The sequence below is a fragment of the Rhizobium sp. KDH_Rht_773_N genome, from assembly GCF_052946295.1.
The window spans coordinates 4,337,803-4,350,657 of the sequence record NZ_CM129525.1; the positions used below are offsets into that span (position 1 = coordinate 4,337,803).

Genomic DNA, 12,855 nt, shown 5'->3' on the forward strand with positions numbered 1-12,855 from the left:
GGCTGACGATTTTTATAGAGTAAGCCGGAATTGGCCGCCATGACAGACAAGACCCCCTTCTACATCACGACTGCGATCTCCTATCCCAACGGCAAGCCGCATATCGGCCATGCCTACGAACTGATCGCGACCGACGCCATGGCGCGCTACCAGCGTCTCGACGGCAAGGATGTCTTCTTCCTGACGGGGACGGACGAACACGGCCAGAAGATGCAGCAGACGGCGCGCGCCGAAGGCATCACGCCGCAGGCGCTTGCCGACCGCAATTCCGGCGAGTTCCAGGCGATGGCGGCGCTGCTCAACGCTTCGAACGACGACTTCATCCGCACCACGCAGGCGCGTCACCACGAGACGTCGAAGAACATCTGGAACCTGATGGCCGACAATGGCGACATCTACAAGGATTCCTATGCCGGCTGGTATTCGGTGCGCGACGAGGCCTATTACCAGGAAAACGAAACGGAGCTGCGCGCCGACGGCGTGCGCTACGGCCCGCAAGGCACGCCTGTCGAATGGGTGGAAGAAGCAAGCTATTTCTTCAAGCTCTCCGAATACCAGGATCGGCTGCTGAAGCACTACGAAGAGAACCCCGATTTCATCGGCCCGGCCGAGCGCCGCAACGAGGTGATCTCCTTCGTCAAGTCCGGCCTGAAAGACCTGTCGATTTCGCGCACGACTTTCGACTGGGGCATCAAGGTGCCGAACGATCCCTCGCATGTCATGTATGTCTGGGTCGATGCGCTGACCAACTACATCACCGCCACCGGCTATATCGAGGACCGCAACGGACCGCGGGCGAAATACTGGCCGGCCGACGTGCATATCATCGGCAAGGACATCATCCGCTTCCACGCCGTCTACTGGCCGGCCTTCCTGATGTCGGCGAAGCTGCCGCTGCCCAAGCGCGTCTTTGCCCACGGCTTCCTGCTCAACAAGGGCGAGAAAATGTCGAAGTCGCTCGGCAACGTCGTCGATCCGGTCAATCTCGTGAACCATTTCGGCCTCGACCAGGTGCGCTATTTCTTCCTGCGCGAAGTCTCCTTCGGCCAGGACGGCAGCTATAGCGAGGAGGCGATCGGCACACGCATCAATTCCGATCTCGCCAACGGCATCGGCAACCTTGCCAGCCGCTCGCTGTCGATGATCGTCAAGAATTGCGACGGCAAGATCCCGGAATGCGGGCCGCTGACCGATGAGGACAAGGCGATGCTGGCGCAGGCAGACGCGCTGCATGCCTCGACGCGCGAAGACATGGGCAAGCAGCTCATCCACCGCGCGCTCGCCTCCATCATCGCCGTCGTCTCGGAGACCGACCGCTATTTCGCCGGCCAGGAGCCCTGGGCACTGAAGAAGACCGATCCGGCGCGCATGGGCACGGTGCTCTACGTGACCGCCGAAGTCGTGCGCCAGATCGCCATCCTGCTGCAGCCGTTCATGCCGGAATCGGCGGGCAAGCTGCTCGACCTCGTGGCCGCGCCCGCGGACAAGCGCGACTTCGCAGCGCTCGGCGAAGCAGGCCGCCTGGTGCCCGGAACTGCGCTCGAAGCGCCGACGCCGGTCTTCCCGCGCTACGTTGCCCCGGTGGAGGCCTAAGGCCGTGCTGGTCGATACGCATTGCCATCTGGATTTTGCCGATTTCGAGGCGGAGCGCGACGAGATCGTGGCGCGCGCCCATGCGGCCGGCGTCGCACAGATGGTGACGATCTCTACCCGGGTGCGCAAGCTCGACGGGCTGCTTGCCATCACCGAAAAATATCCTTCCGTCTTCTGCTCGGTCGGCACGCACCCGAACAATGCGGCCGACGAACTGGATATCCAGACGGAAGACCTTGTGCGGCTTGCCAATGAACATCGGAAGGTGGTCGCGATCGGCGAGGCGGGTCTCGACTATTTCTACGATACGCAGAAGCCCGAGGACCAGCAGACCGGCTTTCGCCGCCATATCGCCGCGGCGCGGGAAACGCAGCTTCCGCTCGTCATCCACAGCCGCAGCGCCGATGCCGACATGGCTGCGATCCTGACCGAGGAGACGGGGAAGGGGGCTTTCCCCTTCATCCTGCACTGTTTCTCGGCCGGTCCGGAACTGGCAAGGACCGGCGTCGAGCTTGGCGGCTACATCTCCTTTTCGGGCATCCTGACCTTTCCGAAATCGGAAGAGCTGCGCGAGATCGCCAAGACCATCCCGCACGACCGGCTGCTCGTCGAAACGGATGCGCCCTATCTCGCGCCCAAGCGCTGGCGCGGCAAGCGTAACGAGCCATCCTATGTGGTGAACACGGCCGAGGTTCTTGCCGAGACGACCGGCCTTGCTTACGAGGAGCTCGCGCGGATCACCACCGACAACGCTTTCCGCCTGTTTTCCAAAATGCCGAGGATCTAGCGGCGTGATACGGCGGCAGCGGTTCACCATTCTCGGCTGTTCGTCGTCGCCCGGCGTGCCGCGCATTACCGGTGACTGGGGTGCCTGCAATCCGGACAATCCGAAGAACAGGAGAACACGCTCGGCCTTCATGGTGCAGCAGTTTTCGGCGGATGGCGCGGCAACGACCGTGGTTATCGATACGGGTCCGGATTTTCGCGAGCAGATGATCAGGGCAGGGGTCGATCATGTGGATGCGGTCCTCTACACCCATCCGCATGCCGACCATATTCACGGCATCGACGACCTTCGCGGCTATTTCCACAATACCCGCCGGCGCGTGCCGATCTTTGCCGACCAGTTCACCATGAGCCGGCTGCGGGAGGCCTTCGGCTATTGCCTGGAGACGCCGCCGGGCAGCAACTATCCGCCGATTGCGCTGCCGATCGTGATAGAGGACCTGGAAAAGCCCGTCGAAATCCACGGGCCGGGCGGAACGATTACCTTCATGCCGCATCTGCAGCAGCACGGCGACATTCATTCGCTCGGCTTTCGTATCGGAAATGTGGCCTATTGCAGCGATGTCAGCGATTTTCCGCCGCAGACGGTGGAAAAGCTGCGGGATCTCGACATGCTCATCATCGACGCCCTGCAATATGCCTACCATCCCAGCCACCTTTCACTGGAACAGTCGCTGGACTGGATCGAGCGGCTCAAGCCCAGGCGGGCGATCCTGACGCACATGCATACGCCGCTCGACTATGACGTGGTCATGGCGCAAACGCCGGACCATGTGGTGCCGGCGTTCGACCAGATGAGCTTTGAGGTCGAAGTCTAGGCGGCGATATAGTGCGTGACCTCGAGGTATCCGCGGTAGATCATTTCCAGGGAAACATAGAGGATGATCAGCAGGCCGACATAGGCGATCCAGCGATGCTTGTTGAGCAACCGGGCGATGAGGTTCGCGGCGATGCCCATCAGCGCGATGGAGAGGCCGAGGCCGAGGACCAGGACGCTCGGATGTTCGCGGGCTGCGCCGGCAACGGCCAGCACGTTGTCGAGCGACATGGAAACGTCGGCGATGACGATCTGAGTCGCGGCCTGAAAGAAGGTCTTCCTCGGCGCTGACGCGCCGGCTTCGCTCGCATGCTCTTCGCCATGGCCGGCGCGCAGCTCACGCCACATCTTCCAGCAGACCCAGAGAAGCAACAGGCCGCCGGCGAGCAGCAATCCGACGATTGCCAGCAGATAGACGGCGACGGAAGCAAACAGGATGCGGAGCACTGTGGCCGCGAGAATACCGACAAGGATCGCCTTGCGGCGCTGTGTGGCTTCCAGGCCGGCGGCAGCAAGGCCGATGACGACGGCATTGTCGCCGGCGAGAACGAGGTCGATAGCAATGACCTGCAGCAGAGCCGTCAAACCGGCTGCTGTGAAAATGTCCATATTGAATTACCCCCAAATACGCTTGGAGCGTGCTAGCGTCTTGAGGGTTTTCCGTCAACCTGAGAAGGGATGCATTGACGGCCATCCACGGCCATGCCGTGTATCCGGCTGATGCGATCGATACGGTGTCGCGTATCGGCGGATCGATGTAGATTATGGAACGATTCTTTTCTTCGATCCGCAGGCCCATGGAAACGTCGCTCTATCTGCCCGTCAAAGGCTTTCTCGAAAAGGCAGGTTATGTCGTCAAGGGCGAAGTCGGCGGCTGCGATCTCGTGGGCTTGAGCGACGACGATCCGCCCGTGGTCGTGGTCTGCGAACTGAAGATGAGCTTCAATCTCGAACTCATCCTGCAGGCCGTCGATCGCGCGGCCATTTCCGACGAAGTCTGGATTGCGGCGCGGATTTCGGCCAAGGGCAAGGGCCGCGAGGCCGACAAGCGCTACCGCGACCTCTGCCGCAGGCTCGGTATCGGCATGCTGGGAATCTCGGATGCCGGCGACGTCAGCGTCATCGTCGGCTCCGTATCGCCGATGCCGCGGACAAATCCGAAGCGGCGTTCGCGGCTCATGCGCGAGCACCAGAAACGCCGCGGCGATCCGGCGCTCGGCGGCAGCACGCGAACTCCGCTCATGACGGCATATCGCCAGCAGGCACTCGGCTGCGCGGCAGCTCTGGCGTCAGGACCGCTGCGCACACGCGACATCAGGACCGGCGTGCCGGAGGCAGCCAAGATCCTGCGATCCAATGTCTACGGCTGGTTCGAGCGGCTCGACAGAGGCATCTATGGGCTGACGGATGCCGGGCGGGAAGCGCTGCAACGCTGGCCGCAGCCGGAGATGCAGGCGGCCGAGTAGAGCCATCCGGTATAGGTTTTAGTTCCATAATCTATCTTATGCGATCTTCATATGTAGCCGGGTACATTCTATTTCCAAGTGCGACATGCCAATGATTTCAACGGCTTCACTTTGGAGATTTTAGCATGTCCCGATGCTATACGCAGCTTGCTCTCGCCGACCGACGACGCCTACATCAGCTGGTGGCGGCAAAAGTTCCCGTCACCGAAATGGCACGTCAGCTTGGCCGCCATCGTTCGACGATTTACCGCGAGATCAAGCGCAACACGTTTCACGATCGCGAACTGCCGGACTACGACGGCTACTACAGCACGGTAGCGCACGATATCTCTAAGGAGCGGCGACGCCGGCTGAGAAAGTTGCGGCGGCACCCGGATTTACGCACGGAGATCATCAACCAGTTGGAGGCACGCTGGTCTCCGGAGCAGATTGCCGGGCGCCTGTTGCTGGAGGGGCGCAGCCTCGTCCGCGTCTGTAAAGAGACAATCTACCGCTTCATTTACAGCAAGGAAGATTACGGGCTTGGTCTCTATCAGTATCTCCCGGAGGCGCGTCGCAAACGTCGTCCACTGCGCTCCAGGAAGCCGCGTGACGGTGTGTTTCCAGCCTCGCATAGCATATCCCAACGTCCTGAATTTATTGGAGATAGATCGCAGTTTGGGCATTGGGAGGGCGACCTTCTCATCTTTGAGCGTCCCCTCGGCCGTGCCAACGTCACGTCCCTGGTGGAGCGTAAGAGCCGCTACACCGTTCTCATCAAGAATCCAAGCCGGCATTCTCGCCCGATCATGGACAAGATCATCAGAGCTTTTTCTCTTTTGCCGGCTTTTGCGCGTCAAAGCTTCACGTTTGATCGCGGTACCGAGTTTGCCGGATTCAGGGCTTTGGAAGAAGGGATCGGCGCGCGGAGCTGGTTTTGCGACCCAAGTGCGCCTTGGCAAAAAGGAACCGTCGAGAACACCAACAAGCGCATTCGACGTTTTCTGCCAGGCACCACAGACCTGACAATTGTGTCACAACGCGACCTTCTCCATCTCACGCGCCATATCAACGATCAACCGCGCAAATGCCTCGGATACAGGACACCAACCGAGGTGTTCATGGCGCATTTGCAAGAGGGAGGCTGATCCCCTACCCTCTAAGACAGGCATGATGCACTTGGATTAGATTCTCCACCGCAAAGTTAGAATGTCCTGTTTCTGCAAAGTTGGAATGTCACTCTCCTGACGTTTTGATGACGTGGGAGACAAGCGGATGGGACTGATTGCGATGAGCGAACGCGATCTGCAGCGCACCCTCGCCGATTGACGGGATGGCATCCCGGCTCCACGTCGTCGAAAGCTGTGAGCGCCGATCGCTTCTGTCAAACGACGTATATTGTTTTACGCATACTGATCTTATAAGCACGCGCAGTCGGGTTTGGGCGTCGGTCGCTTAGCGTCTCATTGGCTGCGGCGCCCGTCAGGCGTTGGAATTGAGATGATTTCATTTGCGGATTCAGCCAAGGCACAAAACCTCCATTTTGGAGATGTTATCATAGACGAGACGTGCATGTTCGTGCATCGCAACGGGCAGACACTGCAATTCACCAGGAACGAACGCGCCCTTCTTCTGGCCTTCACCGGCAATCCGCGACGCCTCATGACCCGCAGCCGCCTGCTGGATGAGATCGCTCAACCGGGCTCCGATCCATCCGACCGCAATATCGATTTTCTGGTCAACAGGTTGCGCTTGAAGCTCGGCGACAACGCGAAGTCACCCAGTTTCATTGCAACGCAATATGGCGAGGGCTATGTCTGGATCGCGACCCCGTCCCGGACCGATCCGATCGATGCCTTCCTCATTATCGGTCCGACCTTCGAGCTCCAGAGCCACCCGCTGCGTCAGCAGAGCCTGTCCCTGATGGGCAAGCTTCAGGAGATGATTGCCGCCGGTATCGGCGCCGGCTACAAGGTCGTTGTCCTCGAGCGGCATCTTCTCGCGGCCTATGACAGGTTGCGCTATTTTCTGCAGGTGGGTTTTCACGCTGATGCCGGACGCATCAACTGCGCGGCCACCTTGCGGGAAATGCCGTCGAAGCGCATCGTCAAAGCGTTTCGCCTGCATCTCGATTCTGCCGACGACGGGGCCTTTGCAAACGAGGCGTCGCGCGTCTCCGAAGGCGTTGTCAGCGTGCTGCAACAGGCCCTCAAAGAGGCGTCGAACGGGCTCGGCGTCCCCACGGATGAAGCGCCTGAAGTTCGGCACCGAAGCGCTTCCACGCTGTTGTCCGTCTCAAATCCGAAATGGCTGGCAAGCGGCGAACAGCTTGCCAAAGGCCGCGAGCAGGATCCTTTCGATGCGGACGCCGCGATCCAGTGGGGTTTGCACCTCTTTGCGCGCCTTGTGCTTACCAGCCCGTTCGAAGGCATAGACCTTGCGGAACGCGATCGCATAGAAGGCGAGATCGAAACCACCGTGCTGGAGTGCCTGCCAGAAATAGAGGACAAACCCCTGCTGATGCTGGGAGCCGCCAAGCTCCTCTATTTCATCAACCGCGGCCATCTTGAACTCGCCGAGGAAATCGTCGAGCGCGCCCTCACCCGGATCCAGGATTTCACTGCCGCCCTGCCCATTCTCGGGCAGCTCCGGTTTGCGCGCGGTCATTTCGACGAAGCTGTCGGTTTCTTCAATCAGGGCATCCGGGCGGCCGAACCGGGCTCGGAATTCCACCGCCATATGAGGGTCCTGAAATATATCGCGCTGCTCGCTGCAGGCCAGAACGCGCCTTCGGCAGCCCAGGCCACCGATATGGGCAACCTCGGTACGGATTGCCCGCCCGAGATCGCCCTGATGATCGGCTGGCTGGCCGTTCAGCCGGACCAGGCCTTACCGAACGTATCAGAGCGTGCTGCTGCTGAACTCGGCTCCCATCGCGCGACAAGGGCGATAGAGTATCTCTACTTTACGTCCACGCGCCATGTCAGATCCGAGGAAGGGCGTGCAAACATCATGCGCAACATGATTGCGCATCTGTCGCGACTGTACGGCCAGAAGGTCGTGCCTGACTTCGTGCTTAGCAGCATAGGCTCCCTCACCTCAGCCTGAACATCGCTGCCAATGGTGCAAGCGGCTAGGCCAGAGAACGCTCTGGCGGCAGGCGCTGCCGCTCGGCCTGCTCAAACCAATCACGAGACCGGTTTTTTCAATTCTCAAATATTGGGCAAACAATTGCCTGATAGCCACGACCGCTGTTGCCGATCTGACGATCCAATCCCTCCAGAAGGCGGAGACAGAGGGCAATAACTGGCTGAAACCATCACGAGCGCGACGCGTCAAAGAAAACCGCGCGCAGATTTTTTGCTGAGGGACCCTATTCACATGCCAATTCAAGTCCGGCGTATCAAATACCTAACTCTTGCTTCCGGCAGCGCTGTCAATCGCAGCGAGCCTCCTCCAGGGGTGCACACTCGTCAGTGACGGGAGGGAATTGGCGAAAGAACAGCAGGAAAACCAGGAGCTCCTTGATAATCTTTCCAAATTTTCACCAAGCGAAGCGAATGGGAGCTCGAGCACGGTCCACCCGTCCAATTCAACTGCTCCATCGGCCCCGAGCGGCCCGCCCAGCACCGGCGTCGGCGGAATTCCCCTGTAGCTTCCGCGCCCCTGCCTGGATGTCCTTGAACCGACCAGGTGCCGCCCCGCATATTTCGCGGGGCGGAACTACGGGCGAAATACAAGGGACCCTTCCCTGAATTGCCCAATCTGCAGGCAAGCGCGCCTTTCAACTCTTATCCGTGACGGAAAATAGACGTTGATGCGAGTCGCGACCTGCCTGATAGTCCGGCCGATGTCACACACCTCCCAATGGCCGCGCCAGGACAAAATGCCCCTCAAATATATGAATTTCCCTATCCTTTCGAAACTCCTGGCGGCAGCGCTTGCCGCGCTCTTCGCATCGGGTCTGCCGGCCTTTGCGGAAAATCCGTCCGTACCCTGGCCCCAGACGCAAAGCGACCTGCAGGCGGAACCCGGCATTCGTTTCGGTACGCTCGAAAACGGCATGCGGTTTGCGATCATGCGCAATGCCACGCCGCCGGGACAGGCGGCCATCCGCTTTCGGATCGGCGCCGGCTCGCTCGACGAGCGGGACGATCAGCAGGGACTTGCGCATTTCCTCGAACATATGGCCTTCAAGGGCTCGACGCATGTCGCCGGCGACGAGATGATCCGCATCCTGCAGCGCAAGGGCCTGGCCTTTGGGCCTGATACCAATGCCAACACTTCCTACGACGAGACCGTCTATGCGCTCGACCTGCCCGAGGTCGATACGGACACGCTCGCCACCGGACTGATGCTGATGCGCGAAACGGCGAGCGAACTGACGCTCGATGCCGGCGCTTTCGATCGAGAGCGCGGCGTCATCCTGTCGGAAGAACGGCTGCGCGACACGCCGCAATATCGCGCCGCAATCGGCGTCACGAACTCTCTGCTCGCCGGCCAGCGCGTGAGCGAGCGCGCTCCCATCGGCAAGGTCGACATCATCAGCAACGCACCTGTCGATCTGCTGCGCGACTACTACCGGGCCAACTACCGGCCCGAGCGCGCAACGCTGATCGTCGTGGGCGATGTCGATCCCGACACGATCGAAACCCAGATCCGGCAACGCTTTGGCGACTGGAAGGCCACCACCCCTGCCCCGCCTGAACCCGATCTCGGCACGCTCCGGCCGAAAAGCGAAAGTGCCGAGATCATTACGGTCCCCGGCGGCACCACGAATGTAAAGATCGCCTGGACGCGCCCCTACGACGCCTCTCCCGACACGTTCGCCAAGCGCCGCCAGCAGCTGATCGAAGATCTTGGACTTCTGGTTCTCAAGCGTCGGCTGGGCGCCATGTCCAACAGGGCCAATGCGCCTTTCCTCAGCGCCACCGTCGGATCGCAGGATCTTTTCGATTCTGCCCATCTGGTCGTCGTCATGGCAAATTCCGAGGCGGACAAGTGGCAGGCGGCGCTTGCGGCCATCGATCAGGAGCAGCGCCGCTTCCAGCAGTTCGGGGCCGACCAGACAGAGGTCGATCGCGAAATCACGGAATATCGCTCGCTGCTCGAGGCCGCTGCCGCGGGTGCTCAGACGCGCACCAGCACCGATATCGCTTCGCTGCTGGCCAACAGCGTCGATGACAACCAGGTCTTCACCTCGCCTGCCGAAGACCTGTCGATGTTCGAAAACATCGCGACTGGGCTGACGGCGGCCGAGGTCAACCAGACGCTGGCTCGGCTCTTTTCCGGCAACGGCCCGCAACTCGTGCTGCAGACCGCACAGGCACCAAAGGGTGGCGCAAACGACCTGCGGCAGGTCTATGACGCCTCCCGTGCGGTTCCCGTCACGGCGCCCTCCTCCGCGGCAGCCGTCGTCTGGCCCTATACGCATTTCGGCGAGCCCGGTGCTGTCGTCGAACGCAAGGCCGTGGAGGATCTCGGCCTGACGATGGTGCGCTTTGCCAACGGCGTGCGGCTCACCATCAAGCCGACCAAGCTGCGCGCGAACGAGGTGCTGGTGCGCGAGGATATCGGTCACGGCCGGCTGGGCCTGCCGAACGACCATCCCCTGGCGATCTGGGCATCGCCGGCTGTCGTCCTGTCAGGCACCAGGGCCATGGACTATCCGGATCTGCAGAAGGCGCTGGCCGCCAAGATCGCCGGCATCGACTTTTCCGTGGGCGACAGCTCCTTTCAATTCACCGGCCAGACACAGACGGGGGATCTTGCGACCCAATTGCAGATCATGGCCGCCTACACTTCCGATCCCACCTATCGACCGGAGGTTTTCAAGCGCGTCCAGCAGGCGTATTTGAACAATCTCGATCAGTATGATGCGACGCCGGGGGCCGTCATCAGCCGCGATTTCGCCGGCCTCGTGCATTCCGGCGATCCACGCTGGACCTTTCCTGACCGCGCACAATTGTCCGCCACAAGGCTTGAAGATTTCGAAGCACTGTTCCGGCCCCACGTCTCCACCGGTCCGATCGATATCACCATCGTCGGCGATATAGGGATTGACGATGCGATCCGCCTGACGGCCGAAACCTTCGGCGCTTTGCCGGCCCGACCGGACACGGCGCCAGGCGATATGGCAAACGACGTGCATTTTCCCGTCCCTGCCGAAAAGCCGGTCCTGCGGACCCATAACGGCCGGTCCGACAATGCCGCAGCGATCGTGGCCGTTCCCGTCGGGGATATGCTTTCAGACATGCAGCGGGGCTTTGTCGCGAATATTGCCGGCCAGATCTTCGAAAACAGGCTGATCGAACAGTTCCGCATCGCGGAAGGCGCAACCTACAGCCCGCAGGCTGCAATGGACCTGTCATGGGACATTCCCGGCTATGGCTACGCCTATCTCTATGTCGAGACGACACCGGGCAAGGTCGAAAATTTCTATGCGCTCGTGGACAGGATCGCCGCCGATCTCAGGTCAAACGATGTGTCGCCGGACGAACTGGTGCGCGCCCGCGCGCCGATTGTCGAGACGCTGAGGCACCAGCAACAAGGCAACGAATATTGGGTACAGTATCTGAACGGCGCTCAAACGGACCCTCGCCGCCTGGATCGAATACGCAACAATCTCAGCGGCTACGAGAAAGTCACCGCCGAGGATATTCGCCGGTTCGCCACGACTTATTTCCAGCCGGACAAGTTCTGGAAATTCGAAGTGTTGCCGGCGGCGGTAAGATAGGCCCTCACTGCAGCTGAAGCGGAAGCCGTGCCGGCGCCAACGCGGCGCCCCGGCAAAACGCACCCCGCCTGCCGGGGAAAAGCCGCCTGCCCCGGGGTCCGCCGGGCGAGTGGCCGGACCGCATCATGCGTCCGGCGCCTGGCCCGGTTTTGCTGGTTTCCGCCGGCAAAGCGTCGCTTTCGGGACGGCGCATCGATCTTTCTGGTCTACTCTGTGACAGGCAACCGCAGCGGGAGGAGCTGCTCGCGCGTTGCCCTGACTTCAACGGAGGAGACGGAAATGAGCAAGAACCGTGGCGTCGTCTATTTGCGGCCCGGAAAAGTGGAAGTCCGCGACATTGACGATCCGAAACTCGAAGCGCCGGATGGCCGCCGCATCGAACATGGCGTTATCCTGAAGGTCATCTCCACCAATATCTGCGGCTCGGATCAGCACATGGTGCGGGGCCGCACGACAGCCATGCCCGGCCTTGTGCTCGGACATGAAATCACCGGTGAAATCATCGAAAAAGGCATCGATGTCGAAATGCTCGATGTCGGAGATATCGTGTCCGTGCCCTTCAATGTGGCCTGCGGGCGCTGCCGCTGCTGCAAATCGCAGGACACCGGCGTCTGCCTGACGGTCAACCCGTCACGCGCCGGCGGCGCCTACGGCTATGTCGACATGGGCGGGTGGATCGGCGGCCAGGCGCGTTACGTCATGGTCCCCTACGCCGATTTCAACCTCCTGAAATTTCCGGACCGCGACAAGGCGATGGCCAAGATCCGCGACCTCACCATGCTGTCCGATATCCTTCCGACCGGTTTCCACGGCGCGGTGCGCGCCGGCGTCGGCGTCGGTTCGACGGTCTATGTCGCGGGCGCCGGTCCGGTCGGGCTCGCGGCGGCCGCCTCCGCGCGCATCCTCGGTGCGGCCGTCGTCATGATCGGCGACTTCAACAAGGACCGCCTCGCCCATGCGAGCCGGGTCGGCTTCGAAGCCATCGATCTCTCAAAGAGCGACCGGCTCGGAGACATGATCGCGCAGGTGGTCGGTACCAATGAAGTGGACAGCGCCATCGATGCCGTCGGCTTCGAAGCGCGAGGACATTCCGGCGGCGAGCAGCCGGCGATCGTGCTGAACCAGATGATGGAAATTACCCGCGCCGCCGGCTCCATCGGCATTCCCGGCCTCTATGTCACGGAAGATCCGGGCGCGGTGGACGATGCCGCAAAACACGGCAGCCTGTCGCTGCGCTTCGGCCTCGGCTGGGCCAAGGCTCAATCCTTCCACACGGGCCAGACGCCGGTGCTCAAATATAACCGGCAGCTGATGCAGGCGATCCTGCACGATCGCCTGCCGATCGCCGACATCGTCAACGCGAAGGTGATTTCGCTGGAAGACGCCGCCCAGGGCTATGAAAGCTTCGACCAGGGTGCGGCGACGAAATTCGTTCTCGACCCGCATGGCGCAATCGCCAGGGCGGCGTGAGCGACAGG

9 protein-coding genes are annotated in these 12,855 nt (G+C 61.2%); 8 read left to right on the forward strand and 1 reads right to left on the reverse strand.

The window, feature by feature from the left end; all coding sequences use genetic code 11:
- Positions 1 to 39: 39 nt before the first annotated feature.
- Genes metG through ACU8HS_RS21555 form a run of 3 tightly spaced genes read left to right on the forward strand, consistent with a single transcriptional unit; the run spans position 40 to position 3,197 of the window.
- Positions 40 to 1,593, forward strand: a complete 1,554-nt coding sequence (metG, locus tag ACU8HS_RS21545; RefSeq protein WP_112706192.1) for a methionine--tRNA ligase — start codon at positions 40 to 42, stop codon at positions 1,591 to 1,593.
- A 4-nt stretch (positions 1,594 to 1,597) separates the two neighbouring features.
- Positions 1,598 to 2,380 carry a TatD family hydrolase gene (locus tag ACU8HS_RS21550; protein WP_112754478.1) on the forward strand — a complete coding sequence of 261 codons (783 nt, stop codon included), beginning with the start codon at positions 1,598 to 1,600 and terminating at the stop codon, positions 2,378 to 2,380.
- A 4-nt stretch (positions 2,381 to 2,384) separates the two neighbouring features.
- Positions 2,385 to 3,197: an MBL fold metallo-hydrolase gene (locus ACU8HS_RS21555; RefSeq protein WP_112706190.1), complete on the forward strand. Its 813-nt coding sequence runs from the start codon at positions 2,385 to 2,387 to the stop codon at positions 3,195 to 3,197.
- Here the strand turns inward: ACU8HS_RS21555 and ACU8HS_RS21560 are convergent.
- Complete coding sequence (locus tag ACU8HS_RS21560) at positions 3,194 to 3,805, reverse strand: TerC family protein (RefSeq protein WP_112567859.1); 612 nt, start codon at positions 3,803 to 3,805, stop codon at positions 3,194 to 3,196. The genes ACU8HS_RS21555 and ACU8HS_RS21560 overlap by 4 nt on opposite strands.
- A 188-nt stretch (positions 3,806 to 3,993) precedes the next feature.
- Between ACU8HS_RS21560 and ACU8HS_RS21565 the strand changes: the two genes are divergently transcribed.
- From ACU8HS_RS21565 to fdhA, 5 genes are all read left to right on the forward strand, one after another.
- Entirely contained in the window at positions 3,994 to 4,662 is a 669-nt protein-coding gene (locus ACU8HS_RS21565; protein WP_112568273.1) for a DUF2161 domain-containing phosphodiesterase, read from the forward strand.
- Positions 4,663 to 4,787: 125 nt separating this feature from the next.
- Entirely contained in the window at positions 4,788 to 5,789 is a 1,002-nt protein-coding gene (locus ACU8HS_RS21570; RefSeq protein WP_447015167.1) for an IS30 family transposase, read from the forward strand.
- Between the two features lie 352 nt (positions 5,790 to 6,141).
- Positions 6,142 to 7,749: a winged helix-turn-helix domain-containing protein gene (locus tag ACU8HS_RS21575; RefSeq protein WP_447015168.1), complete on the forward strand. Its 1,608-nt coding sequence runs from the start codon at positions 6,142 to 6,144 to the stop codon at positions 7,747 to 7,749.
- Between the two features lie 778 nt (positions 7,750 to 8,527).
- On the forward strand, positions 8,528 to 11,377 hold the full coding sequence (locus tag ACU8HS_RS21580) for a M16 family metallopeptidase (RefSeq protein WP_447015169.1): 2,850 nt from the start codon (positions 8,528 to 8,530) through the stop codon (positions 11,375 to 11,377).
- 279 nt (positions 11,378 to 11,656) lie between these two features.
- Positions 11,657 to 12,847, forward strand: coding sequence for a formaldehyde dehydrogenase, glutathione-independent (gene fdhA / locus ACU8HS_RS21585; RefSeq protein ID WP_113414503.1), 1,191 nt, complete (start codon positions 11,657 to 11,659; stop codon positions 12,845 to 12,847).
- Positions 12,848 to 12,855: the final 8 nt, after the last annotated feature.

What these genes read in the sequence shown, in the direction of transcription:
- metG (WP_112706192.1), top strand. Translation starts at nt 40, where the DNA reads ATGACAGACAAGACCCCCTTCTACATCACGACTGCGATCTCCTATCCC.
- ACU8HS_RS21560 (WP_112567859.1), bottom strand. Translation starts at nt 3,805, where the DNA reads ATGGACATTTTCACAGCAGCCGGTTTGACGGCTCTGCTGCAGGTCATT.
- ACU8HS_RS21565 (WP_112568273.1), top strand. Translation starts at nt 3,994, where the DNA reads ATGGAAACGTCGCTCTATCTGCCCGTCAAAGGCTTTCTCGAAAAGGCA.
- ACU8HS_RS21570 (WP_447015167.1), top strand. Translation starts at nt 4,788, where the DNA reads ATGTCCCGATGCTATACGCAGCTTGCTCTCGCCGACCGACGACGCCTA.
- ACU8HS_RS21575 (WP_447015168.1), top strand. Translation starts at nt 6,142, where the DNA reads ATGATTTCATTTGCGGATTCAGCCAAGGCACAAAACCTCCATTTTGGA.
- ACU8HS_RS21580 (WP_447015169.1), top strand. Translation starts at nt 8,528, where the DNA reads ATGCCCCTCAAATATATGAATTTCCCTATCCTTTCGAAACTCCTGGCG.
- fdhA (WP_113414503.1), top strand. Translation starts at nt 11,657, where the DNA reads ATGAGCAAGAACCGTGGCGTCGTCTATTTGCGGCCCGGAAAAGTGGAA.